The organism is Halorubrum distributum JCM 13561 (assembly GCF_000337395.1).
Classification (GTDB): domain Archaea; phylum Halobacteriota; class Halobacteria; order Halobacteriales; family Haloferacaceae; genus Halorubrum; species Halorubrum distributum.
Window position 1 is genome coordinate 100,376 of the sequence record NZ_AOJF01000038.1, and the last position, 23,630, is coordinate 124,005.

The 23,630-nt window shown below is 71.7% G+C and carries 20 protein-coding genes; 7 read left to right on the forward strand and 13 right to left on the reverse strand.

What is annotated here, in order from left to right:
- Positions 1-278 precede the first annotated feature (278 nt).
- From C470_RS09210 to C470_RS09220, 3 genes are read right to left on the reverse strand one after another with little or no spacing between them, the layout of a single operon-like run.
- Positions 279-1,430, reverse strand: a complete 1,152-nt coding sequence (locus tag C470_RS09210; protein ID WP_007345633.1) for an ABC transporter ATP-binding protein — start codon at positions 1,428-1,430, stop codon at positions 279-281.
- Positions 1,420-3,258, reverse strand: coding sequence for an ABC transporter permease (locus C470_RS09215; RefSeq protein ID WP_008366778.1), 1,839 nt, complete (start codon positions 3,256-3,258; stop codon positions 1,420-1,422). The genes C470_RS09210 and C470_RS09215 overlap by 11 nt, the downstream gene beginning before the upstream one ends.
- 28 nt (positions 3,259-3,286) lie before the next feature.
- Positions 3,287-4,543 carry a thiamine ABC transporter substrate-binding protein gene (locus tag C470_RS09220; RefSeq protein WP_007995653.1) on the reverse strand — a complete coding sequence of 419 codons (1,257 nt, stop codon included), beginning with the start codon at positions 4,541-4,543 and terminating at the stop codon, positions 3,287-3,289.
- Positions 4,544-4,699: 156 nt separating this feature from the next.
- Between C470_RS09220 and C470_RS09225 the strand changes: the two genes are divergently transcribed.
- From C470_RS09225 to C470_RS09245, 5 genes are all read left to right on the forward strand, one after another.
- Positions 4,700-5,518: a hypothetical protein gene (locus C470_RS09225; protein ID WP_008366780.1), complete on the forward strand. Its 819-nt coding sequence runs from the start codon at positions 4,700-4,702 to the stop codon at positions 5,516-5,518.
- Between the two features lie 589 nt (positions 5,519-6,107).
- Entirely contained in the window at positions 6,108-6,860 is a 753-nt protein-coding gene (gene hisA, locus C470_RS09230; protein ID WP_008366782.1) for a 1-(5-phosphoribosyl)-5-[(5-phosphoribosylamino)methylideneamino]imidazole-4-carboxamide isomerase, read from the forward strand.
- Positions 6,861-7,301: 441 nt separating this feature from the next.
- Positions 7,302-7,898, forward strand: a complete 597-nt coding sequence (gene hisB / locus C470_RS09235) for an imidazoleglycerol-phosphate dehydratase HisB (RefSeq protein WP_008366784.1) — start codon at positions 7,302-7,304, stop codon at positions 7,896-7,898.
- A gap of 102 nt (positions 7,899-8,000) precedes the next feature.
- On the forward strand, positions 8,001-8,888 hold the full coding sequence (locus tag C470_RS09240; RefSeq protein WP_004599310.1) for a YkgJ family cysteine cluster protein: 888 nt from the start codon (positions 8,001-8,003) through the stop codon (positions 8,886-8,888).
- A gap of 165 nt (positions 8,889-9,053) precedes the next feature.
- A complete protein-coding gene (locus tag C470_RS09245) occupies positions 9,054-10,841 on the forward strand; it encodes an L-aspartate oxidase (protein WP_008366786.1) in 1,788 nt (595 codons plus the stop codon).
- Between the two features lie 52 nt (positions 10,842-10,893).
- Here C470_RS09245 and C470_RS09250 read toward each other — a convergent pair whose 3' ends face one another.
- The 7 genes from C470_RS09250 to larE all read right to left on the reverse strand — a co-directional run bounded on the left by C470_RS09250 (position 10,894) and on the right by larE (position 15,923).
- The gene (locus C470_RS09250) at positions 10,894-11,184 is read right to left on the reverse strand and encodes a DUF7861 family protein (protein ID WP_008366788.1); all 291 of its coding nucleotides are present in this window, start codon (positions 11,182-11,184) and stop codon (positions 10,894-10,896) included.
- Complete coding sequence (locus tag C470_RS09255) at positions 11,181-11,819, reverse strand: GNAT family N-acetyltransferase (RefSeq protein WP_008366789.1); 639 nt, start codon at positions 11,817-11,819, stop codon at positions 11,181-11,183. Before C470_RS09255 ends, C470_RS09250 begins: the two co-directional genes overlap by 4 nt.
- 65 nt (positions 11,820-11,884) lie before the next feature.
- Positions 11,885-13,057: a Brp/Blh family beta-carotene 15,15'-dioxygenase gene (locus tag C470_RS09260; RefSeq protein ID WP_008366791.1), complete on the reverse strand. Its 1,173-nt coding sequence runs from the start codon at positions 13,055-13,057 to the stop codon at positions 11,885-11,887.
- Entirely contained in the window at positions 13,050-13,880 is an 831-nt protein-coding gene (locus C470_RS09265) for a lycopene cyclase domain-containing protein (RefSeq protein WP_008366792.1), read from the reverse strand. The genes C470_RS09260 and C470_RS09265 overlap by 8 nt, the downstream gene beginning before the upstream one ends.
- A 105-nt stretch (positions 13,881-13,985) precedes the next feature.
- On the reverse strand, positions 13,986-14,636 hold the full coding sequence (serB, locus tag C470_RS09270; RefSeq protein WP_007345624.1) for a phosphoserine phosphatase SerB: 651 nt from the start codon (positions 14,634-14,636) through the stop codon (positions 13,986-13,988).
- A gap of 46 nt (positions 14,637-14,682) precedes the next feature.
- Positions 14,683-14,886, reverse strand: coding sequence for a hypothetical protein (locus C470_RS09275; protein ID WP_004599317.1), 204 nt, complete (start codon positions 14,884-14,886; stop codon positions 14,683-14,685).
- A 95-nt stretch (positions 14,887-14,981) separates the two neighbouring features.
- The gene (larE, locus tag C470_RS09280) at positions 14,982-15,923 is read right to left on the reverse strand and encodes an ATP-dependent sacrificial sulfur transferase LarE (RefSeq protein WP_008366796.1); all 942 of its coding nucleotides are present in this window, start codon (positions 15,921-15,923) and stop codon (positions 14,982-14,984) included.
- Positions 15,924-16,055: 132 nt separating this feature from the next.
- On the opposite strand from larE, the gene C470_RS09285 reads away from it, so the two are divergent.
- Positions 16,056-18,095, forward strand: a complete 2,040-nt coding sequence (locus C470_RS09285; protein WP_008366798.1) for a MutS-related protein — start codon at positions 16,056-16,058, stop codon at positions 18,093-18,095.
- A gap of 24 nt (positions 18,096-18,119) precedes the next feature.
- Here the strand turns inward: C470_RS09285 and C470_RS09290 are convergent, their stop codons facing one another.
- Positions 18,120-18,977 carry a hypothetical protein gene (locus C470_RS09290; protein WP_008366800.1) on the reverse strand — a complete coding sequence of 286 codons (858 nt, stop codon included), beginning with the start codon at positions 18,975-18,977 and terminating at the stop codon, positions 18,120-18,122.
- A 72-nt stretch (positions 18,978-19,049) separates the two neighbouring features.
- Positions 19,050-19,430, reverse strand: coding sequence for a RidA family protein (locus C470_RS09295; RefSeq protein ID WP_008366801.1), 381 nt, complete (start codon positions 19,428-19,430; stop codon positions 19,050-19,052).
- A gap of 117 nt (positions 19,431-19,547) precedes the next feature.
- Here C470_RS09295 and C470_RS09300 point away from each other — a divergent pair, with 117 nt between their 5' ends.
- On the forward strand, positions 19,548-19,796 hold the full coding sequence (locus C470_RS09300) for a hypothetical protein (protein WP_004599322.1): 249 nt from the start codon (positions 19,548-19,550) through the stop codon (positions 19,794-19,796).
- Between the two features lie 638 nt (positions 19,797-20,434).
- Here the strand turns inward: C470_RS09300 and uvrA are convergent.
- Positions 20,435-23,386, reverse strand: a complete 2,952-nt coding sequence (gene uvrA, locus C470_RS09305; RefSeq protein WP_008366803.1) for an excinuclease ABC subunit UvrA — start codon at positions 23,384-23,386, stop codon at positions 20,435-20,437.
- Positions 23,387-23,630: the final 244 nt, after the last annotated feature.

Consider the following 23,630-nt stretch of genomic DNA (forward strand, 5'->3'; position numbering starts at 1 on the left):
TCCAAAGCCCCAGCCGGCGAGGCGGGCGCACGCTCGCTGCGCGCCTCACTCGGTCGCTATCGCTCCCTCGTTCGGTGCTTACGTCGCCTGTGCCCGCCTCGCCGGCTGCCCCTTTGAGTCCCGCCCGACCGCGACCGCACGGCACCTCACGCCTCCCCAGCCTCGTCAGTCGCCGTCGCTTCGCTTCGGCGACTGACTCCCTCGCGCGGTGCTGCTCGGCCGCATGGCGGCCTCGCAGGCACGCGCCACCGCATCTATTTATAAACAAACGTCGCTGTTCACCGCGATTCGACTTCGATCACGTGTGCGTCTTCGGGATCGAACCCGACCGCGACCGCGCCGTCGATCGGGTCGACGACGCGGACGACGAGCTCGCGGCCGCCCCAGTCGAGCGTGACGCGCGTCGTCTCCCCGAGGAACTCCGCGCTGGCGACGGTCGCGCGCAGGGAATTCTCGGTCGTAGGGGCCGCTGCGTCTCCGGGATTTCCGTCCGCGCCCGCGACGCGGAGGTTCTCCGGACGGACGCAGAAGGCGATCCGGTCGCCGACCGACGGGGCCGTGCCGGGGTCGGCGTCGGTTCGCACGCGAAGCGTCTCGTCGCCGCCGTCGACGTCGACCGCGAGCTCTCCGTCGGCGGGCGCGTCGACCACCTCCCCGGCGAACACGTTGTTGTCGCCGACGAACGCCGCGACGAACCGGGTCGCGGGCTCGCGGTAGACCGTTCGCGGGGGTGCCACCTGCTCGGGGGCGCCGTCGTTCATCACCGCGACGCGGTCGGAGATCGCCAGCGCCTCCTCCTGATCGTGAGTGACGTAGATCGTCGTGATTCCCAGCTCGGACTGGATCTCCTTCACCTGCGCGCGCAGTCGCTCGCGGAGCCGCGCGTCGAGCGCGCTCATCGGCTCGTCGAGGAGCAGGACGTCGGGGCCCGGGGCGAGTGCCCGCGCCATCGCAATCCGCTGTTGCTGCCCGCCCGAGAGGCTCTCGGGGTCGCGGTCGGCGGCGTCCGGGAGGTCGACGAGTTCGAGCAGCTCCGCGACGCGCTCGTCGCGCGTCGTCCCCTCCGGCGGGTCGGCGAAGTTGAGCCCGTACGCGACGTTCTCGCCGACGGTCATGTGCGGGAAGAGCGCGTAGCTCTGGAAGACGACGCCCACGTCGCGGTCCTCGGGCGGGACGCCGGCCATCGATTTCCCGCCGAACCGGACCGTCCCCGCGGTCGGCTCCTCGAACCCCGCGATCAGCCGGAGCGTGGTCGTCTTCCCGCAGCCCGAGGGGCCGACGAGCGTGAAGAACTCCCCCTCGCGCACTCGGAGGGTCACGTCGTCGACGGCGGCGGTCTCCCCGTAGCGCTTCGTCACCCCGTCGAGTTCGACGGCGACTGAGGGGTCCGTGTCGTCGCCGTCGAATTCCGTGCTGCGCTCAGAGCCCACGGTGCTCACCCCCCAGCCGCTCGATGACGACGAAGCTGAGCCCGGTTACGACCAGCAGGACGACGCCCATGGCGGTCGCGGGTCCGAGCCGCCGCCCGATGAACCGTTCGATCGCGACGGGCATCGTGTACGTGTCGGCGCCGGTCGCCAGCACGACCGTCGAGGTGAACTCGCCGATGGAGATGGCGAACGCGAACGCCGCCCCCGCGACGACCGCGGGCCAGACGAGGGGGAGCTCCACGTCCCGGATCACCCGCGCCCGCGACGCGCCGAGCGCCCGCGCGGACTCGACGAGCGAGCGGTCCAGCCCGGCGAGCCCGGGCGAGACGGTGCGCACGACGAACGGGTAGCCCGAGACCGCGTGCGCGACCACGACCGCGACCGCGCCGCTCGCGGCGATCCGCCACCCCGCGATCTCGACGCCGAAGACGAGCCCCCGGAGGAGCCCGAGCCCGACGATGATCCCCGACACCGCGAGCGGCGCCATCGCGGCCGCGTCGACCAGCGTCCGCCCGCGGTACCGCCGCGTGGTCAACACCGCGACGACGACGCCCATCGGGAGCGCGAGCAGCGTCGCCCCCGTCGCGAAGAGGAGCGAGTTGCGGATCGCGGGCCACGGCCGCACCTGAAACGCCGCCCCCGTCTGCTGGCGCTCGACGAGGAACCGGTAGTTCTCGAGCGTGAGCGCGCCGTCACCCCCCGTGACGCTCGCGAGGATCATCGACGCGATCGGCGCGAGGAAGACGACCCCCGCGACGGCGACGTACGCGGCCAGCCCCGCCCGCGGCAGCAGTTCGCGGAGGGTCGGCGCGGGCGGGACCAGCGAGCGCCGGGGGAGGGGTCGCGCCCCGCGCGTGCTGGTCGAGCTTCGGGCCTCGTACCGGAGGTACGCCAGCAGGACCCCGAGCGAGATCACGAGCTCGACGATCGCCAGCGCGGCGGCCTCGGCGTAGCTCAGGTCGCGCACGAGCCGGTAGACGAACACCTCGACGGTCGCCAGCTGGAACCCGCCGAGCGCGAGCACGATGGGGAAGGTGCCGAAGGTGAACACGAAGGTGAGCGCCGCGCCCGTGAGCACGGCGGGGTACACCTGCGGCGCGACCACGTCGACGAACGCCCGGACCGGGCCGGCGCCGAGGCTCCGGGCGGTCTCGACCGCGCTCGCGTCCACCGACTCCCACGCCGCGGTCGTCACGCGCGCCACGAGCGGCGCGTTGTAGAACGCGTGGGCGATCACGACCGCTTCGAGCGTGAACAGCAGGTCGACCCGCGGGAGCCCGAACGCGGTCAGGGCGGCGTTTAACGTGCCGTTGTCGCCGAACGTCGCGACGAACCCGACCGCGACCATGATCGACGGGAGGACGAACGGGACGATGGTGAGCGAGCGCAGCGTCTTCCGGCCGGGGAACTCGAACCGCGCGAGCAGGTAGGCGGCCGGGAGTCCGAGGGCGACGCTCGCGATAGTCGAGAGGACCGCCTGGTACGCGGTGAAGCCGACGATCCCGAGCCGGCGGTCCGGCGAGAGCAGCGAGCGCGCGACCGCCGCCGGCGACTCGCCCGACAGCAGCCGCGCCAGCTCGCCGAAGTAGAACGGGTCGGTGAGCACGTCCGCGAAGACGCCGAGGGTGACGGCGCCGTCGACGACGACCGCCTCGACGAGGACCGTCGCGGTCGGGTAGTAGAAGGCGACGACGAGCGCGGCGCTGGTGATGACCGCGAGCGCGGTCAGCGCGTGCGACTCGACGCCCTCGCGGAGGCGGGCCAACCGATCCCCGTGGTCGCCGCGGCCGCCGCGGTCGGCCGCGCGATCGCCGTCGACTCCCGTCACGCGCTCGGTCCCTCGTCGCGCACGCGGCTTAGTTCTCGGCGAACTGCCGCTCCCAGGCCTCGACCCACGCGTCGACCGATCCCTGGAGCTCGTCGTAGGTGAACGTCACCGGGTCGGCCGGCTCTTGGGCCAGCTCGGCGTAGTCGCTCGGGAGCTCGGCGCCGCCGGTCGCCGGGAACGCGACGTTGCGCTGGGCGATCTGTCCCTGAACGTCCGGCTCCAACATGAACGACATGAACTGCCGGGCGAGGTCGGGCTCGGCGGCGTCGGCGAAGACGGCCATCCCCTCCGGGTTCGCGTACGCCTGGTCGTTGAGGAAGCGGATCTGGTGTTTGTCGAGGTCCTGGCCCTCCATGTCCGCGAACACCTGATCGGTGGAGTAGGAGACGACGATCGGCGCCTCGCCCTCGCTCCAGGCCGCGTACGCGTCGTCCCAGCTCCCCAGTACGCGCACGTCGTTCTCCTGGAGGTCCGCCCAGTAGTCGAGGTAGTCGTAGTCGGGGTCGCCGTCCTCGCCCTCGATCGCCTCGCCGTCGCCGTCGCTCGCGACGCCGCCGTCGCCGAAGCGGCTGACCGTGTGGAGGAGGAACGCGCGGCCGGTCGAGGAGGCGCCGGGGTTCTGCGCGATGAGCGCCCCCGCGTGCTCGTCGTCGAGCAGCCCGTCGAACGTCTCGGGCGCCTCGATCGTCGTGCCGTCGTACACGAGGCTCACGTAGCCGGTGTCGTACGGAACCGCCCGGTCGAACGGATCGAACCGGAGCCCCTCCTTGACGGCGTCGCGCCCCTCGATATCGCCCGCCTCGGCGAAGAGGTCCTCGTCCAGTTGCTCGTCGACGCGCACGAGGTCCTCCGTCGTCAGGCCGACGTAGAGGTCGGCGTCGATGCCCGCGCCCGAGGCGGCGCGCTCGACGTAGTAGTTCACCTCGTTGTCCGGGGTCGCCCACTCCAGCTCGGCGTCGTACCGGCTCTCGAACTCCTCTTTGAGCCACTCGCCGGGGCTCACCGAGGGCGCGTCGATGAAGCTCGTGTAGGTCGCCACCGTCAGCGTCGGGGTCTCGTCGTCGCCGCCGTCGCCCTCCCCGTCGCCGTCGTCGGTGTCGTTTCCGTCGCCCGTCCCGTCCCCGTCGCTCCCGGAGCCGTCGCCGCCGTCGTCCCCGTCGCCGGTCCGCTCGGCGCTACAGCCGGCGAGCGCAACGGCTCCCGCCGTCCCGGCCGCCGTCAGGAACCGCCGTCGGGTGCGTGGCCGGGCCGATCGCCGCCGCGTCTCGCTCTCGTCGGTGGTCATCACCTGGTTGTTGTACTCGGTGGTTACATAAGGGATCCGTCCGCGTCCCGACGCCGTCGCCGAGCGACGTCCCCGAGCTGCTCCGCCCGATCTCCCCTTCGTGTCCGAACACTGGCCCGCCGACACCCATTTACTCCGGGACGACCACCCGGATCCATGGACGAGCACTCCGGAGCGCGGTCGACGCGGACGACCCGGCGGCGGCTGCTCGCCGGCGGCGCGGCGATCGGAACCGTCGGTCTCGCGGGCTGTCTCGGCGGGCGCGACGGGCCGGTGCCGGAACCCGAGGTGACGAGCGACCGGATCGAGGACTGGCGGCAGACCGACGGGTCCGAGAGCACGGTGTTCGAGCAGTCGTACGGCCCCGTCACGGTTCGGGCGCTCGAACGCACGCGGATCTTCGAGTACGCGCCTGTCGCGGACGCGCTCGCCGAGACGATCGACGCGTCGGGGTCGCCGGTCGTCTTCTTCGCGACGCGGATCGACCTCCGGCCCGCGGTCGACCAGCTCCCGGCCGGCGTCGGCCGCGACCGGGTGATGAGCGAGGTGGAGACGGCGGCGACCGACGCGTTCCGCGCGCAGCTCCGGACCGCCGGCATCGAGGACGTCGAGGTCGCCGAGGAGATGACCACCACCGTCCGGTCCGGCCACACCGCGACCGCGTGGCGGCTGACGGGCGAGTACCCGATCGACGGCGGGATCCCGCTTCCGACCGGGTCGACCGCCGAGATCGATCGGCCCCTCGAGATCGAGGCCCGGCTCGGCGTCTGGCACGACGGGACCGACGTCATCGTCGCCGGCGGCGCCTACCCGACCGAGCCGCTCCTCGAGGTCTTCGACGCGGCGCTGCCCGACTCGGTCGACGCCGAGACCGCTGTGACGCAGCTCGCCGACGCCGAGACCGCCGAGGCGCTTGCGACCGACCCGGCTGCCTACGACGAGGACGTCTCGCAGCTGCTCATTTCGGTGGCTTGAGGCGGTCGAGAATCCGGAATACTCGGTTTCGCTGAAATTCTATCATTTATAACTCGGGTGCGGTGGCGCGTGCCTCCGAGTGGCCGCCGGAGGCGGTCGCGAGGAGCACGCGCGAGGGAGTCAGTCGGCCGGAGCGTAGCGGAGGCCGGCTGACGAGGCTGGGGAGGTGTGAGGATGCGGTCCCGCGAGCGACCGGAGGGAGCGAGCGGGAGTACGGAAGACGCAGCGCCGAGCGAAGCGAGGCGACCGTCTTCCGGCGGTGCTGTGCGGCCGGGGTGGGACTCAAAGGGGCAGTCGCGAGGACGCCGTAGGCGACGTAAGCACCGCAGGGAGCGAGTGAAACGAGCGACTGAGGAGCGCAGCGAGCGTACGGCGTCCTCGCGACTGGGGCTTTGGAGGTGTTCGCCGTCGTTCTCCGGTCAATCACGTATCGCCGAGCGACTGGGGCTTTGGAGGCATTTGCCGTCGATACACAGGTGGCCATTTATAAACAATCGACTGAGGATTTGGAGACGATCAGTTCACTGGTTCGCCCTCTGTTTCATCTCGAATCGACCAGTTTAATCACCGGCCGCGACTCCCCTCCAGTATGAGCCAGTTCCCCGAGTTCGAGGTGATCCCCGCCGTCGACGTCCAGGACGGCGAGGTCGTCCAGCTGGTCGGCGGTGAGCGCGGAACGGGCAAGCGCTACGGCGACCCCGTCGCGGCCGCCGAGCGGTGGATCGAGGCGGGCGCCGGCACGCTCCACCTCGTCGACCTCGACGGCGCGTTCGAGGGCGAGCGCGTCAACGCGACGGCGATCGAGGCGGTCGTCGAGGCCGTCGGCGGCGACGACGGGGACGGTGTCGGCCTCCAACTCGGGGGCGGCATCCGGACCGCTGACGGCGCGCGCGACCTCCTGGACTTGGGACTCGACCGCGTCATCCTCGGGACCGCGGCGGTCGAGACGCCCGAGATCGTCGCCGCGATCGACGAGACGCACCCGGGGAGCGTCGTCGTCAGCCTCGACGCGAAGGACGGCGAGGTCGTCGTCTCGGGCTGGACCGAGGGGACCGGACTGGACCCGGCCGAGGCCGCGGCGCGCTACGAGGAACTGGGCGCCGGCGCGATCCTCTTCACGAACGTCGACGTGGAGGGCCAACTGGAGGGGATCGACCGCGAGGCGGTGGCGAGCGTTGTCGAGGCCGTGGATATTCCCGTGATCGCGTCCGGCGGGGTGGCGACGGTCGAGGACGTCGTCGACTTAAAAAGGGCCGGCGCGGCCGCCGTCGTCGTCGGCACCGCACTGTACGAGGGCGAGTTCACGCTCCGAGAGGCGCAGAACACGGCTGACGAGGTTTAAATAGTAAGCGCCGGACGTGTCGTTGATTACTTATAAATAAATGACTTCGGATCGTCGGCGAACACCTCCAAAGCCCCAGCCGGGAGGACTCGCGCGGCTTGCTGCGCTCCTCGGTCGCTCGTTTCACTCGCTCCCTGCGGTGCTTACTGCGCCGGGCTTCGTCCTCCCGGCTGCCCCTTTGAGTCCCACCCGACCGCGACCGCACCGCTGCCTCACACCTCCCCAGCCTCGTTGGTGGTCCTCCGCTTCGCTCCGGACCACCGACTCCCTCGCGCGTGCGACTCGCGGCCTCCGCTTCGCTCCGGCCGCTCGCAGACACGCGCCACCGCACCTCTTTTATAAATGCTTCTTCGACTCCCGCATCGCGTCCGCTCTTCTGTCACGGACCCAGACCCCCGCCCCACCCGCAACCGACTTACGAATCCCCCGCGACGGGCCGGTATGAGCGAGCACGACCGGACCGCGGCCGTTACCCGCGAGACGAGCGAGACGACGATCGAACTCACCCTCGCGCTCGACGGCGACGGCGACAGCGAGGTCTCGACGGGGATCGGCTTCTACGACCACATGCTCGAATCCTTCGCCAAGCACGGCCTCTTCGACCTCACGGTCCGCTGCGACGGCGACCTCGACATCGACGACCACCACACGGTCGAGGATGTGGCGATCTGCCTCGGGGAGGCGTTCGACGAGGCGCTCGGCGACAAGCGGGGAATTCGGCGGTACGCCGACCGCCGCGTGCCCCTCGACGAGGCGGTCGCGAGCGTCGTCGTCGACGTCGCGGGGCGCCCCTACTACGAGTTCGAGGGCGCCTTCTCCCAGGAGTCGGTCGGCGAGTTCACCAGCGTCATGGCCGACCACTTCGCGCTCTCTCTGGCCCACAACGCCGGGCTGACGCTCCACGCGACGGTCGAGCAGGGCGACAACGCCCACCACGAGGTCGAGGCGCTGTTCAAGGCCGTAGCGCGCGCGCTCGACGACGCTACCCGCCTCGACGAGCGCCGCAGCGACACGCCGAGCACGAAGGGCGAGCTCTGAGTGACCGCCGGCCGGCGAGCCGCCGCCGCGACCGACCGTCCCTCGACGCGCCCCCCGCCGCCGCCGATCGCTTATCCCCGCGCGAACCGTTAGCACGGACGTATGGAACTCGACTGCGAGGGCTGTGCCGGCTGCTGCGTCGACTGGCGCCCGCTCGACCCGGCCGCCGCGGGCTCGGACCGCACCGGCCCGCGTCCCCCGCTCGACGACGCCTACGACCTCGTCCCGCTCACCCGCGACGAGGTCGCCCGGTTCGTCGACGACGGCCTCGGCGACGCCCTGATCCCTCGGCTGTTCGAACCTGCCGAACGGGACGACAGCGTCCGGATCGACGGGGTCGAGCTCGCCGCCGTCGACGACCGGCCCGTTTTCGTCGTCGGCCTCCGGAAGCCCCCCAAGCCGGTCGCGCCGATCGGGACCGACGAGCCGCGCTGGCTCGACGCGTGCGCCTTCCTCGACCCGACGACGCTCCAGTGCCGGATCCACGACACCGACCGCTACCCGCGCACCTGTTCGACGTACCCGGGACAGAACCTCGACCTCGGCGCCGAGACGGAGTGCGAGCGCGTCGAGGCCGCGGGCGGCGGCGAGCGCCTCCTCGACGACGAGCCGCCCGAGGACCTCCCGGCGCCCGCGTTCGGTCCGCAGGCCCTCGGCGCGACGGTGTTCGCCTACCCGGATCCGGACGGCCTCGACGGCGCCGTCGTCCGCCTCCGCGACGGCGCCGGGACCGCCGACGACCGCGCGCGCTTCGCCGGCGCCGCCGTCGGCTCCCGCCCGGGGTCGCTGTCGGTGAACCGCGAGCGCATGACTGAGGCCCGAGAGCGCGCCCGCGAGGCCGACTCGTGGGTCGGCCGAGCGATCGGGGCGTGGACCGAGCGCGCCGGCGACGACGGCGAGCGCGTCGCCCTCGACCGCGAGGCCCGCGACCGACTCGTCCGCGAGACGGAGGACGACGCCGGCGCGCCCGGGACGCCGGGCTGGGACTGACGCGGCCGCTCGGTCGCCGGATCGGAGCCACCGACGCGTCTCTCACGGGCCGTCAGCAGCGCGCATCGCCTCTCTCGCAGGTCGCCGGCGACTCGGGCTCCGCTCTGCCTCGCGTGCGCGCACACGCGCGTGAGGCTTACCCGTGTCCGGCCCCTCCCCTACGGTATGAGCGAACGCCAACCGATCGACGCCGAGCCGGTCGAATACGACCGCGAGGACGTCTCCGTCCTCGTCGTCGGCGCCGGCGCAGCGGGCGCCCGCGCCGCGATCGAACTCGCCCAGCGGGGCGTCGACGACGTGCTCGTCCTCGGCAAGCGCGGCCACGGCGACGCGCACACGACGTGGGCCCGCGGCGGGATCAACGGCGCGCTCGTGACGCACGACCCCGAGGACTCGCCGGCGATCCACGCGGCCGACACCCTCAACGAGGGTCACTTCGTCAACGACCCGGCGAAGGTCGAGACCGTGACCGAACAGATGCCGGAGCGGCTCCGCGAACTCGACGAGTGGGGCATGGCGTACTCCCGCACCGAGGACGGCGAGATCGACCAGCGCTTCTTCGGCGCGCAGTCGTTCCGGCGGACGGCGTTCGCCGGCGACCACACCGGGGAGTCGATGCTGAACGCGCTCGTCGATCGCGCGCAGGAGCTGTCGGTCCCGTACCGCGAGAACGTGATGATCACGAAGCTCGTCTCGGACGGCGACGCGGTCCACGGCGCCGTCGGCTTCGACATGGACACGGGCGAGTTCGTCCTGTTCAACGCGGGGACGGTCGTCCTCGCCGCCGGCGGTCACGCGGCGATCTACAACCGGCACACCTCCAGAGACGACGAGAACAACGGCGACGGCGCGGCGCTGGCGTACGACGCCGGGGCGTCGCTGATGGACATGGAGTTCATACAGTTCCACCCCACGGGGATGGCCGTCGACGAGGACGACCCCGAGTGGGCGCCGTGGAGCGGCCGGCTCGTCACCGAGGCCGTCCGCGGCGAGGGCGGTCGCCTGTTCAACGCCGAGGGCGAGCGGTTCATGGAGCGCTACTCGCCGGATCAGATGGAGCTCGACGCCCGCGACGTTGTCGCCCGGGCCATCGCGCAGGAGGTCGCCGAGGGGCGCGGCACCGAGAACGGCGGCGTCTTCCTCGACATCTCCCACCGGGACGCGGAGTTCATCCAAGAGCGCCTCCCGCGGATGTCCGAGCGGTTCCACGACCTCGGCGTCGACATGGCCGAGGAACCCGTCGAGGTGGCGCCGACCTCCCACTACGGGATGGGCGGCGTCGCCGTCGACGATCACGGCGAGACCGACGTCGACGGCCTGTTCGCGATCGGTGAGACGATGGCCGGCGTCCACGGCGCCAACCGCCTCGGCGGGAACTCACTGGCCGAGACCGTCGCGTACGGCGTCGTCGCCGGCGAGCGGATCGCCGACCGCGCGGACGGCCCCGGGACGGTCCCGGACGACCTCCGCGAGTCGCTCGTCGAGCCGCACTTCCGCGAGCTGCGCGCGATGGCGAACAACGACGGCGAACACGACGTGGGCGCGGTGCTCGCCGACCTCCGCGAGCTGATGTGGGACCACGCCGGGATCCTCCGCGACGAGGCGTCGCTCCGGGAGGGGCTCGACCGCCTCGCCGCCGTCCGCGACCGCGCGACCGATCTCGACGTCGGACCCGTCACGAGCGAGTCGTTCGAACTCGCGGTCGATCTCGGATTCATGACCGTCGCCGCCGAGGCGGTCCTCCGCGGCGCGCTCGAACGCGAGGAGTCCCGCGGCGCCCACTTCCGCACCGACTACCCCGACGTCGACGGCGACTGGCGGCGCAACGTCTACTTCGACGCCGCCGACGTGGGCGGCATGCGACTCCGCACCGAGCCGGTCGACGAGCCGAGCGAGGCGGTCCAGGCCGCCCTCGACGAAGGCCACGAGCTGGACTACCACCAGCTGGAGTAGCGGCGTCGACGCCGGCGGGGACTCGCTCTATCCGCTCACCTACCCAGCCCGCTCACCCGCCCCGCTTCCGATACCAGACGCGCTCGCCGATCGGCGACTCGCCGTCGTCGATCGGGAGCCGGCTCACGAACAGGTCCCGCACGGCGAGCGTGAGCGTCAGCTCGACCGGCTCTCCGCGGTCCGCGTCCTCCGCTGGCTCGTCTCCCGCTTCACCCTCCGGCGCGACCGGTCGGACCGTCACGACGCAGTGGCCGTCGCGCTCGCCCATCGACTCGACGACGCCGACCGTCCACCGGTCGACGTGGTGCGACGGCTCCCGGGCGTGGACGCGGTCGTGGTTCATTTGCCCGCCTCGGCTGCGCCCGCACTTCCTCCCCCGTCGACGCGCCGCACGGCGAGCGCGCCCTCGCAGGTACACGTCTCCTCGCACTTCGGACACTCCGCCGCGGGGCGCTCGATCGGATCGCGGTGGACCGTCTCGTAGCCGTGCGCGTCGAACAGCCGCTCCGGCGAGTCGTCGCCGCCGTGGTACCACGAGTCCGCGAGGAACAGGTCGACGCCCCGTTCCGCGCCGGTCTCGTGGAGCCGCCCGAGCAGCCGGCTCCCGAGCCCGCGACCGGTCGCGCCGTCCCGGACGTACCCCATCTCCAGGTGCCCGTACAGCGCCGCGGCGGGGAGCAGGTCGGGGTCGTCGAAGAAGTACATCTCCTCGGCCACGTCGGTCGGGTCGTCGAACTCGCGGAGCGCCATGACGCCGAGGATCGCGCCGTCGCCTTCGCCGTCCCCGTCGCTCTCGACTTCGGTCCCCTCGGCGCCGCCGCCCGCGTCCGCCTCGACCGCGACCAGCACGTGGTACGTCGGGTCGCCGATCCCGAGGTCGACGCCGTAGGAGCTCCCCTCGCTGAAGTGCGAGGTGATGAGCTCCTCCAGCGGCTCGGCGTCCGCCGGCCGGGGGTCGCGGATCGCGATATCGTCCATCTATCGGAGAGACGCCGCCGCCGACAAAGAACGGTGCGGTGTCGGCACCGCGCGTTCCGCTCGCCTCACACGCCGGCGCCCGGCCGCCAGACGCCCTGCCGCCGGTCGAGCCACGCCACGACGACCACGTGGGGCAGCGTCATCGCCGCGATGGCGACCAGCGACACGGCCAGCAGGTCGCCGGGCGCCGCGACGCCCGCGGGGACGCTCGCGCCGACCGCGGCCACGACGAGAAACCCGCCGAGCGTGAGCGGCGCGGCGTCGCGGCCGAAGCGAGCGAGCGCCCCGAAAGCGTCGCCGGCGGACGCCGCGCCCGCCGCCTCGGGGTCCACGAGGACGAGCCGCCCGACGTGCCGGAGCGCGTGCCACAGCGCGAAGTACACGCCGATCGCGAACACGGGCGCGGCGAGCAGGAACCACGCCCACAGCACCGCGAGCTCGCCGACGTCGCGCCGCCAGCCGCCCGGGTCACGCCGCGAGCCGTCCGCGTCGCGCCCGTCCCGGACCCGGCGGTATCCCAGTCCGACCGACGCCAGCGTCGCCGTCGCCATCCCGACGCCGACCCCGATCCGGACCGCGGGCGCAAAGAGGGGGTCGACCGCGGTCGCGGCCGCACCGGGGTCGACGAGGAACAGCCCGACGATCCACTCGGCCACCAGCCGGTACTCCTCGGGGTGTGCGAGGAGGGGGACGCCCATCGGCAGGCCGCCGCGGACGACGAGCGCGAGCCACCGCTCCCCGGAGGTGGGCAGGTGGTCGACCCCGGCGATCGCGAGCGTCGCCACGTCGCCCTGCCCCCAGTGGAGCCAGGTGAGCGCGATGAACCCGACGAACGCCGCGACGGGCGCGGCGAAGAACGCGGCGACGACCGCGCCGCCGAGGACCGCGTAGACGACCGAGACGACCGCGATCGACCGCCGAAGCGACACGCCCGGCGCGCCCCGGAGGGGAACGAGGTGGTCGACCGCGCCGTGGGCCATCCCGACGGCGAGGGTGCCGAGCGCGAACGTCGCGACGCCGACTTCGACCGGAAACAGAGGGGTCACGGCGCCGATCGGCAGCAGCGCGGCCAGCGCCAGCGCCGGGCGGCGCGCGAACCACCGGTCGACGCGCTCGCTCGCGGCGGCCGTTCCTGCCCCGGCTCGCTCGCCCGGCGACGCCTCCCCGGCGTCGCGCTCGCGAGCCTCGGCCGGAGGGGCGTCGGCCGCGCCCGTCGACGCCGAGGACGCCTCAGTCATCGACCACGTCTGGGTCCGGGTCGGCCGGCGCCTCCGGGCCGGAGACGTCGCGCTCGGTTCCGCCGGACGGCGACGGCCCGGCGACCGATCTCCGGCGGTCGTTCCAGTCGAGCACCCACTCGAACAAGACGAGGCCGTTGATCGTCATCGCTCCCGCGGCGACGAAGAACAGCATCTCCTCTATCGGAAGTCCGAGGACCGCGATCCCGGTCGTCAGCTCCGGCGACAGGTACCAGGTCCCCATCCCGATCGCGATCCGGTCCGCGACCCAGAAGTACGCTGCCGGGACCAGCGTCGCCGTGACCCACAGCCGAGGCGTGCGCGCGAGGTACCCCCCGCCCACGCTCCACTGGAGCGCGAGGACCGGCCCGACCCACGCGATCAGCCCGCCGAGGTACAGGAACGAGGGGTCGAGCCGAACGAGCCCCAGCCCGACCGGCACCATCGCGAGGCCGACGGCGACCCCGGCGGCCCGCGGCGCGCGGTCGAAGTCTCCCTCCCGGAACGTCGGGTCGAAGCCGATCCGGTGGAGCGCGAACGCGACGACGACCGTCTGTACCGTGAAGAAGAGGTACTCCCCCAGCGGGATCGACAGCGCCCGCGCGACGACGGCGCCGTCGGCGTATCCCCACGCCCCCCGTCGGATCATGTAGCTGATCCACGGCGTGGTGTAGGCGTACGCGATAGCGACGAGGATCGCGATCCCGGCGACCGCCCGGCGCTGGCGCTCCGGCTCGTACCGCGGGGCGACGTACCACAGCAGCGCCAGGACGGGGAGACTGAAGACGAGATGAAACTGGAGATACGTCAGCGTCGGCAGCATCGGACCACCCCAACGAGGACGCTCATGTCTACGTGTACTCTCTAGTTCTCTTTAACCCTTCAGCCGAACGTGGTCAGGTATCTCCGGCCCAAACCGGTTCGGGGATCACGCTTCGGCGGCGAGCACGCCGTGCGACTCCAACACCTTTCCGAGCCGGTACATGGATGCGACGACCGAGTCGCAGACCGGGCGCACCGCGGACTTGGGGACGAAGCCGACGGCGAGTCCCGCGACCTCCAGCATCGGGAGGTCGTTCGCGCCGTCGCCGACCGCCACCGTCTCCGCCATCGGCACGCCGGCCTCGGCCGCGAGGTCGGCGAGCGCGTCGTCCTTCGTCCCCTCGATGAGCGGCCCCTCCGCCTCGCCGGTGAGCGCGCCGTCTGCGTCGGTCGGCAGCCGGTTGGCGACTATCGTGTCCACCGAGACGCCCTCGCGGGCGAGCGCGGCCTCGACGCCGCGCTCGAACCCCCCGGTGAGCACGGCGACGTGGTGCCCCTCGTCGCGTAAGCGCTCGATGAGGCGCGCGGCGCCGGGACGGATCCGGACGGCGTCGAACGCGTCCTCGACGTCGGCAGCCGAGAGGCCGTCCAGTAGCTCCGCGCGCTGGTAGAGGCTCTCGGCGTAGCTGAGCTCGTCGTTCATCGCCCGCTCGGTGATCTCGGCGACCTCGTCGGCGACGCCGGCCCGCTCGGCGAGTAAGACCGTCATCTCGGAGTCGGAGAGCGTTCCGTCGAAGTCGAACGCGATGAGGCTCATGGCACCCGTTCGTCCCGGCGGGGCCTTGAAGCGCGCGGTCGACGGGTCACTCGCCGTCCGCGTCGGCGAGGAACTCCACGTCGCCGGCGATCACCGCGCTCGCGATGACCCCGACGCCGACGAGGAGCGCGACCCCGAGGGTCGTCAGCGTCACCGAGACCGCGGACCCGCCGACCGCGACGCCGACGAACGCCCCGACGGTCCCGCCGACGCCGCCGGCGATCACCGCAAGCGTCTGTGCCTCGCGCATAGCTGTCGGTTCAGTAACACGGTTTATAAGCGTTCCTCCCGGGTTCTCTCGGGTGATAACGCTGAGAGGGAGGCCCGAGTCCGTCCGGATCCGCTTCAGCGCGGATAGCTCCGACCGAGGTCGACGCCGACGGACTCGTCGCCGTCGTCGTTCGCCTCGTCGTCAGCGCCGTCGGAACCGCTCTCCTCCTCGCCGCCCGGACTCACGCTCCCGGTCCGGTAGCCGGCCATGTCGAGGGTGACGTACTCGAAGCCGAGGTCGGTGAGGTGTTCGTGGACGGCGTCGGCGAAGGCGGGGTCGAGCGCGCGCTCCAGCTCGTCTGGCGCGATCTCGACGCGGGCGAGGCCGTCGTGGTCGCGGACGCGGAACCCCGAAAAGCCCCACTCGCGGAGCACCCGCTCGGCCTTCTCGACGCGGGTCAGCCGCTCCTCAGTCACCTCCAGCCCGGTCGGGATCCGCGAGGAGAGACACGCCATCGAGGGCTTGTCGGCCACGGAGAGGTCGTAGGCGTCGGCGATCGCGCGGACCTCCGCCTTCGAGATCCCGGCGTCGAGCAGCGGCGAGAACACGTCGAGCTCCTCGACCGCGCGCAGCCCGGGCCGATGCCCCTCGCCCGGATCGTCCGCGTTCGTCCCGTCGCAGACGGTGTCGATCCCGAGCCCTTTGGCCGTCTCGTACATCCGGCCGAGCCGCATCGTCCGGCAGTGGTAACACCGGTCGCCGTCGTTGGCGACGAAGTTCGGGTCGTCCAGCTCTGAGAACGTGACCGTCTCGTGGTCGATTCCGATCTCGTCGGCGACCCGCTTCGCGTCGTCGAGCTCGGCCGCGGGGAGCGTCTCGCTGCGGGCGGTACACGCCACGGCGTCGTCGCCGAGCGCGTCCCGCGCCAGCGCGGCCACCACCGCCGAGTCGACGCCGCCCGAGAACGCGACGAGGACCCCGTCGCGCTCGCCGAGCGCGTCGCGGGCGCTCGCAGCCTTCGCCGCCGTCTCGGGTGCGAGCGACCCGTCGTCGGCCGCTCGCGCGTTTCGGCTCATGGCCGGCGTTCGCGGCGGGCGCGAAAAAGCCCGTCGCACGCGGAACCGGCGCCGTCGTCCCGCGCTTCCGAACCGGCGGACCCCGGGAGCGACCCGCACGCTTTACATCGTTGCCGCGATACCGGCGGGTAGATGGAGCTGGAGGCGATCCCCGGCGTCGGCGCCAAGACGGCCGCGGCCTTACGCGAGCTCGACGACCCGGCCGCGACCGTCGAGTCCGGCGACGTGGCCGCCATCGCCCGCGCGCCGGGCGTCAACGAGGCTCGCGCGGCCCGCATCGCCCGCGGGGCGATCCGCCGCCGCCACGGCGACGACGGGCGCGTGCTGGCCACCGACCGCGCCCGCGAGCTGTACCGGGAGGCGATCGACCTGCTGCGCGAGCGCACCGTCACCGACTACGCGGCGAAGCGGCTGGAGACGTTCTACCCGAGCGCGTCGGCCTCGCGGATCGAGGAGGCGCAGGCGTTCGCCGCCGAGGCGACCGACCGCGAGCCCGCCCCGGCGGTCCGCGAGGCGCTCGCCGACTGCGCGCCCCTCTCCGACCCGCCGACCGTCCGCGTCCGCGACCGCTGCCTCGCCACCGCCGACGCCGAGACGCTCGCTCGCGCCGAGGCCGAGGTGCCGGAGCTCTCCGTCGAGACCGTCGAGGACGCGCGCGACGTCTCCGAGCTCGGCCGGTCGTACGCCTCGGTCATCGTCTTGGACGAGTCGTTCGCCGGCCTCGACGTGGAGGGCGACGTGAGCGTGCGGCCTGACGCCCTCGAAAACCCCGCCGAAACCGTCCCCGAGCGCCTGCTCGCGTTCTTCGCCGAGAACCGCGAGCGGCTGGAGGCGGCCGCGGCGGTCCACGAGGCGGCCGCGGCGGCCGGCGACCCCGTCTCGGGAGGTGATCCCGACGGCGAGAGCGACGCCGGCACCGACCCCCCGGTCGAGACCGACCGCCTGCGCGACGCGCTCTCGCGGCTCGACGACGACGGCACCATCGCCGGCGACGCGGAGCTGGACCGGCTTACGGCCGCCGTCGACGACCTCGACGCCGCGGTGTCGACCGCCGCGTCCGTCGCCGACGACCGCCTGCGCGAGGCGATCCGCGAGCGCGACGTCACCATCGAGGGGACCGACTTCCTCTCCCTCGTCGAGCAGGGCGCCCGCGTCGACTCCCTCTTGGACCGCGAGCTGGCCGACGAGTACGACGCGGCGGTCGACGCCGCCCGCGAGCACCTCGCCGACGCGCTCCGCCTGGAGCCCGAGGAGGCGGAGCTGGCCGAGCGCGTCTTCGGCGGCGACCCCTCCTTCCCGGTCGACCACGACGAGAGCGCCGTCTCGCGGCTCCGGACCGAGCTCTCCGCGGCCCGGGACCGCCGCGCGGCGAAGCTGAAGGCCGACCTCGCGAGCGACCTCGGCGACCTCCGCGAGCCGGTCGAGCAGTTGGTGCGCGACGCGTTGGAACTCGACGTGGAGCTCGCGATTTCGCGGTTCGCACGCGACTTCGACTGCGCGATGCCCGAGGTGGTCGACCCCGACTCGTCAGATCCGGGCTTCCGCATCGAGGGCGGCCGGTCCCCGCTGCTCGACGTCGACTTCGCGGCGGTCGAGCCCGTCGACTACGCCGTTTCCGGCGCGACGCTCCTGTCGGGGGTCAACTCCGGCGGGAAGACCTCCACGCTCGATCTGGTCGCCCTCGTCGTCGTCCTCGCGCAGATGGGGCTCCCCGTGCCCGCCGAGTCGGCCACGGTCGAGCGGTTCGAGGAGATCCACTACTACGCGAAGTCGCAGGGGACCCTCGACGCGGGCGCGTTCGAGGCGACGCTGCGCGACTTCGGCGACCTCGTCGACGGCGCCGACGGCCGGCTCGTCCTCGTCGACGAGCTCGAATCCATCACCGAGCCCGGCGCCTCCGCGAAGATCATCGCGGGCATCTTGGAGGCGCTCGACGACCAGGACGCGACCGCCGTCTTCGTCTCCCACCTCGCCCGCGAGATCCGCGACGCCGCCGACTTCGAAGTCGCGGTCGACGGCATCGAGGCCGCGGGGCTCGTCGACGGCGAACTCCGGGTGAACCGCTCGCCGAAGAAGGGGCACCTCGCGCGGTCGACGCCGGAGCTCATCGTCGAGAAGCTCGCGGACGACCGCGGCGGCGAGTTCTACGGCGACCTGTTGGAGAAGTTCTGAGCGGCGGTTCGTCGACGGCGCGTCTCAGAGCCAGACGAGCCGCCACTCGCCGTCGTCGGTCGCGACGAGCCACTCCAGTTCGAACTCGTCGCCGTCGTCGGCGGCGACCGTCACCGAGACGATAGCGTTCTCCGCTGCGACGGCCTCGACCGTCTCGTCGTCCGCCGCCCCGCCGAAGAAGTCGGAGACTGCGCGGACGCGCTCGGCGTCCACGTCCCGCGCGACGACCTCGGCCGCGACGACCTCCTGCCGTCGGGCCCCGTCGAAGAGCCCCGGCACGTCGGCCGCGACCTCGCCCAGCGGGGAGGCGGGGTGCGCGAGCGCTTCGACGTCAGCGGCGAACGCCGTCGCATTCTCGGCCGTGCCCGCCCGCCGGTAGTACTCCCTGACGACCGTCACCGGCCCCTCCGGCTCGCCGGGCCACACGAGCCGCCACTCGTCGTCGTCGGTCGCGACGAGCCAGCGGAACTCGGCCTCCTCGCCCTCGCCGTCGACGACCGTCGCCGAGACGACCGCGTTCTCCGCCGCGATCGACTCGATCTCCTCGTCCGTCAGCGAGGCCGCGAGGAACCCCGAAATCGACCGGATCTCGTCGGGCGAGACGTCCTCGCCGACGACCGCGGCGTCCGAGAGCTCCTGCCTGATGACCGCGTCGAACGCCATCGGGACGTCTTCGGCGATGCGCGACAGGGGAGAGAAGGGGTGTGCGAGGGCCGTCACGTCCGCCGCGAACGCCTCCGCGTCTTCGCTCGCGCTCGCCCGCCGGTAGTACGCCTCGACCGCCGTCGCGGGACTGCCGGCGTCGCCGGCGGTGGAGAAGCGTCCGGCCGCGAGCGCGAGGACCGTTGCGCCGCCCGCAGAGAGGAACGACCGTCGTTCCATGAGCGTGTGGGAAGGAGTAACAAGTAAAAACTCTTTTCCCAATTTCGCCCCGAAACGGCCCGCAGATGCCGCTCAGTCGCCGTCGAGCTCCGCCGTGACCGTGATCTCCACGTCGAGCGGCGCCGGAAGTCGAGATACCTCGACGCAGGTCCGCGCCGGGTACGGTTCCGAGAGGAACGACCGGTACGCCCCGTTCACCGCGTCGTAGTCGTCCATGTCGGTGAGGTAGACGGTCGCCGACACGATCGCGTCCGGGGTCGTCCCGGCGGCCTCCAGGATCGCGGCGACGTTTTCGAGCGTCTGCGTCGTCTGTTCGGCGACCGACTCGGGGGCCTCGCCGGTGTCGGGGTCCACGCCCGTCTTCCCCGAGACGTGGACCGTGTCGCCGGAGACGATCCCCTGTGAGTACGGGCCGAGGGCCTCCGGCACGTCGTCCGTCGTGATCTCTCGCATTGTTCGGAGGAGGACGCGCCGCGGTATCAAGATGCGGGTCGCGGGTGTCGCCCCGGCCGCTCCGGCGCTCTTCGTCCCGCCGACATATTCATACTGGCTCGGTCGGAATCGAGCCGTATGCCAGCCGTGTCCCCGTTCGGCGTCCTCCTCTTCGCGGCGCAGGTCGGCGTCGGCGCTCAGGTGTCCCGCTTGCTTTCGACCACCGACCGCGCTCGTCGCGCCGCGGTCGGGCTCGCGGTCGCGGTGCTCGGACTGTTGGTCCTGTTCCGCTTCGGCGCGGTCGCGGCGCTCACGGCCGACCTGATCGCGCTCCTCGTCGTTGCGAGCGCGACCGGATCGTCCGGTCGTCGCCCGACTGCGGGGTGACCCTCGGCAGGTGACCTCTCGGCTTCGTTCGCTTCTTATAGTGATCGCGACGGTCGATAGCGGGAGTAGGTGTAGTACATCTTTAGTGGGCAGTTTATAAGTGGAATCTCGACGTTGCCGTCGGTTGTTTATAAGTGATCGATGCTACTGCGGTGAGGGCTTCCAAAGCCCCAGCCGTCGAGGGCGGTGTACGCTCGCTGCGCTCCCTCATTCCGGTGCTTACGTCGCCTACACCGCCCTCGACGGCTGCCCCTTTAAGTTCCTCCCCACACCGCACAGCACTGCCGGAAGACGGTCGCCTCGCTTCGCTCGGCGCTGCGTCTTCCGTACTCCCGCTCGCTCCCTGCGGTCGCTCGCGGGACCGCAGCCTCACGCCTCCCCAGCCTCGCCGCTCACGCCCTCCGGGCGTTCGCGGCGTCCCTCGCGGGCTGGCTCGCGGCCGCCGGTGGCGGCCGCTCGCAGGCGCGCCACCGCACTTTCCTTTTATAAGCGCTCGTCGCCGTCGCCCACGGCTATTTAAATACGACATCGCGACCGACGATCTGCGATACCTCCTCTCGGTATCGCTCGACGACGGGAAATTTCAGTTTCGTCTCCGTTCGATCCGAGGCGCGGAACCCCACCGGAGCGCTCCCGCCTCAGTCGTCGTCGGCCACCGCGGGCTTCCGGCGGTCGTCGCGGGGGCCTTCGAGGTCGACCTTCGGGAGCATGTCTCGGAGGTAGCGCCCGGTGTGCGAGGCGTCCTCGCGGGCGATCTCCTCGGGAGTGCCGTCCGCGACGAGCTCGCCGCCGCCGTCACCGCCCTCGGGGCCGAGGTCGATAACGTGGTCGGCGTTTTTCACGAGGTCGAGCTCGTGTTCGATGACGACGACGGTGTTCCCGGCGTCGACGAGCCGGTGGAGCACGTCGATCAGCTTGCGCTCGTCCTCCTTGTGGAGCCCCGTCGTCGGCTCGTCGAGGAGGTACAGCGTGTCGCCGGTCGCGCGCTTGCCCAGCTCCTCGGCGAGCTTCACGCGCTGGGCCTCGCCGCCGGAGAGGGTGGTCGAGGGCTGACCGAGCTCCATGTAGCCGAGCCCCACGTCCTTCAGGAGCTTCAGGCGGCGTTCGAGCCCGCGGTGGCTCTCGAAGAACTCGTGGGCCTCCTCCACGCTCATGTCGAGCACGTCGGCGATGGTCTTCCCCTTGTACTCCACGTCGAGCGTCTCGTCGTTGTAGCGCGAGCCGCCGCACTCCTCGCAGGGAACGTACACGTCCGAGAGGAAGTTCATCTCGATCTTGACGGTGCCCTGCCCGCCGCACTCCTCGCAGCGGCCGCCCTTCACGTTGAACGAGAACCGGCCCTTCTCGTAGCCGCGGCGCTTCGAGAGCTTCGTCTCCGCGAACAGCTCGCGGACGTGGTCGAACACGTCCGTGTACGTCGCGGGGTTCGAGCGCGGCGTCCGCCCGATCGGCGACTGGTCGATGAGCCGCACCGTCTCGACCTCGTCGAGCCCCTCGATCGCGTCGTGCTCGCCGGGGTCGACCGAGGTGTTGTCGTTCATCTCGCGGGCGAGTCCTTTATAAAGGATGTCGTTGACGAGCGTCGACTTCCCCGAGCCGGAGACCCCCGTCACCGTCGTCAGCGTGCCGAGCGGGACCGGCACGTCGAGGTCCTTCAGGTTGTGCTGGCGGGCGCCGCGCACCACGAGCTCGCCGTCGGGCTCGCGGCGCTCGTCGGGCACCGGAATCGACTTCCGGCCCGCGAGGTAGTCGGCGGTGACCGACTCGTCGGTCGCGACCACCTCGTCGAAGTCGCCCTGCGCGACCACCTCGCCGCCGCGCTTGCCCGGGCCGGGGCCCATGTCGATGATCTCGTCGGCCCGCCGCATCGTCTCCTCGTCGTGCTCGACGACGAGGAGGGTGTTTCCGAGGTCGCGCAAGCCTTCGAGCGTGTCGAGCAGCCGGTCGTTGTCGCGCTGGTGGAGGCCGATGGAGGGCTCGTCGAGGACGTAGAGGACGCCGACCAGCCCGGAGCCCACCTGCGTGGCGAGCCGGATGCGCTGGCTCTCGCCGCCGGAGAGGGTCGACGCCTCGCGGTCGAGCGTGAGGTACTCCAGGCCGACCTCCTCCATGAAGCCGAGCCGCGCGCGGATCTCCTTTAAGATCTCCTCGGCGATGGTCGTCTCGCGCTCGTTGAGCTCCGACTCCATCCCCTCGAAGTGCTCGCGCGCCTCGGCGATCGACAGCTCGTTCACGTCGGTGATCGACGTGCCGGCGACGAGGACGTGCCGCGACTGCTCTTTCAGGCGCGTCCCCTCGCACTCGGGGCAGGTCGTCACGGCCATGTACTCCTCGATGTGGTCGCGGGCGCGCTCGGAGTCGGTCTCCACGTGGCGCCGCTCCAGGTTCGGGATGACCCCCTCGAACCTCTCGGTCTTCTCGCGGGTGCCGTTCTTCGTCGTCCACTCGAAGTGGACCATCTCGTCGGTGCCGTAGAGGAACTGCCGCTGAATCCCCTCGTCGAGCTCCTCGAACGGGGTGTCGAGGTCAACGCCGAAGTGGTCGGCGACGTTGTCGAGCTGGCGGGAGTAGTAGGTGCGGTCGTAGCTCCACGGCTCGAACACGTGTTTGAGGGGTTTCGAGGGGTCCTCGACCACGAGGTCCTCGTCGACCTCCTTCGTCGAGCCGATCCCCTCGCACTCGGGGCAGGCGCCGTACGGGCTGTTGAAGGAGAACGAGCGCGTCTCGATCGCGGAGAACTGGACGTCGGAGTTGGGGTTACCGAGCTCCTCGGAGAACTCCACGACGAGGCGGTCGTCGCCGTCCGCGTCGGCCGCGAGCGACCCCGTCGAGCGCGCGTTCGACGCGAAGGGCACGTCCTCGGGCGGGTCGGGGACGATCAGCTTGAGGGCGCCGTCGGCCTCTTCGAGGGCCGTCTCGACGGAGTCGGTGATCCGCGAGCGGGCGTCCGACGAGACGGTCACGCGGTCGACGATCACGTCGATCGTGTGGTCGTAGTTCTCGTCGAGGTCCGGGTCGTCGAGGGTCAGGTCGACCGGCTCGCCGTCGACCTCGACGCGGCTGTACCCGTCGCTCACGAGCTCCTCGAAGAGGTCCTCGAACGCGCCCTTCTGGTCGCGCACGACCGGCGCGGCGATCTTCGCGCGGGTGTCCTCGGGGAGCTCCAGGATCTGGTTCACCATGTCCTGAGCGGACTGCTCGCCGACCTCCTCGCCGGTGACGGGGTCGTACTGGGTGCCGATCCGGGCGTACAGCAGGCGGAGGTAGTCGTGGAGCTCGGTGACGGTCCCCACGGTCGACCGGGGGTTGTTCGCGGCGTTCTTCTGATCGATGGAGATCGCCGGGGAGAGCCCCTCGACCGACTCCACCTGCGGTTTGTCCATCTGCCCGAGGAAGTTGCGGGCGTACGCGGACAGCGACTCGATGTAGCGGCGCTGCCCCTCGGCGTAGACGGTGTCGAACGCGAGCGACGACTTCCCGGACCCGGAGAGCCCGGTGACGACCGTGAACTCCTCGCGCGGGATCCGGACGTCGAGGTCCTTGAGGTTGTGTTCCTCGGCGCCGCGGACCTCGATGTACTCCTTACTCATTTCACTCCTCCGTTGCGGGCGCGCGCGGGAATAGTCGTCGGTCGCGGGGGCCGCGAGGGGCCGTTCCCGCCGTCGGCCGCGTCGAGCGCGGGGCTCACTCCGCGTCGAGCGCGGGGCTCACTCCGCGTCGAGCGCGGGGCTCACTCCGCGTCGAGCGCGGGGCTCNTCGAGCGCGGGGCTCACTCCGCGTCGAGCGCGGGGCTCACTCCGCGTCGAGCGCGGGGCTCACTCCGCGTCGAGCGCG

Bases quoted from the DNA above. Each gene is read 5' to 3' on its own strand.
- C470_RS09220 (WP_007995653.1), bottom strand. From the start codon at position 4,543: ATGACCACCGACGAGAGCGAGACGCGGCGGCGATCGGCCCGGCCACGC.
- C470_RS09225 (WP_008366780.1), top strand. From the start codon at position 4,700: ATGGACGAGCACTCCGGAGCGCGGTCGACGCGGACGACCCGGCGGCGG.
- hisA (WP_008366782.1), top strand. From the start codon at position 6,108: ATGAGCCAGTTCCCCGAGTTCGAGGTGATCCCCGCCGTCGACGTCCAG.
- hisB (WP_008366784.1), top strand. From the start codon at position 7,302: ATGAGCGAGCACGACCGGACCGCGGCCGTTACCCGCGAGACGAGCGAG.
- C470_RS09240 (WP_004599310.1), top strand. From the start codon at position 8,001: ATGGAACTCGACTGCGAGGGCTGTGCCGGCTGCTGCGTCGACTGGCGC.
- C470_RS09245 (WP_008366786.1), top strand. From the start codon at position 9,054: ATGAGCGAACGCCAACCGATCGACGCCGAGCCGGTCGAATACGACCGC.
- C470_RS09250 (WP_008366788.1), bottom strand. From the start codon at position 11,184: ATGAACCACGACCGCGTCCACGCCCGGGAGCCGTCGCACCACGTCGAC.
- C470_RS09255 (WP_008366789.1), bottom strand. From the start codon at position 11,819: ATGGACGATATCGCGATCCGCGACCCCCGGCCGGCGGACGCCGAGCCG.
- C470_RS09260 (WP_008366791.1), bottom strand. From the start codon at position 13,057: ATGACTGAGGCGTCCTCGGCGTCGACGGGCGCGGCCGACGCCCCTCCG.
- C470_RS09265 (WP_008366792.1), bottom strand. From the start codon at position 13,880: ATGCTGCCGACGCTGACGTATCTCCAGTTTCATCTCGTCTTCAGTCTC.
- serB (WP_007345624.1), bottom strand. From the start codon at position 14,636: ATGAGCCTCATCGCGTTCGACTTCGACGGAACGCTCTCCGACTCCGAG.
- C470_RS09275 (WP_004599317.1), bottom strand. From the start codon at position 14,886: ATGCGCGAGGCACAGACGCTTGCGGTGATCGCCGGCGGCGTCGGCGGG.
- larE (WP_008366796.1), bottom strand. From the start codon at position 15,923: ATGAGCCGAAACGCGCGAGCGGCCGACGACGGGTCGCTCGCACCCGAG.
- C470_RS09285 (WP_008366798.1), top strand. From the start codon at position 16,056: ATGGAGCTGGAGGCGATCCCCGGCGTCGGCGCCAAGACGGCCGCGGCC.
- C470_RS09290 (WP_008366800.1), bottom strand. From the start codon at position 18,977: ATGGAACGACGGTCGTTCCTCTCTGCGGGCGGCGCAACGGTCCTCGCG.
- C470_RS09295 (WP_008366801.1), bottom strand. From the start codon at position 19,430: ATGCGAGAGATCACGACGGACGACGTGCCGGAGGCCCTCGGCCCGTAC.
- C470_RS09300 (WP_004599322.1), top strand. From the start codon at position 19,548: ATGCCAGCCGTGTCCCCGTTCGGCGTCCTCCTCTTCGCGGCGCAGGTC.
- uvrA (WP_008366803.1), bottom strand. From the start codon at position 23,386: ATGAGTAAGGAGTACATCGAGGTCCGCGGCGCCGAGGAACACAACCTC.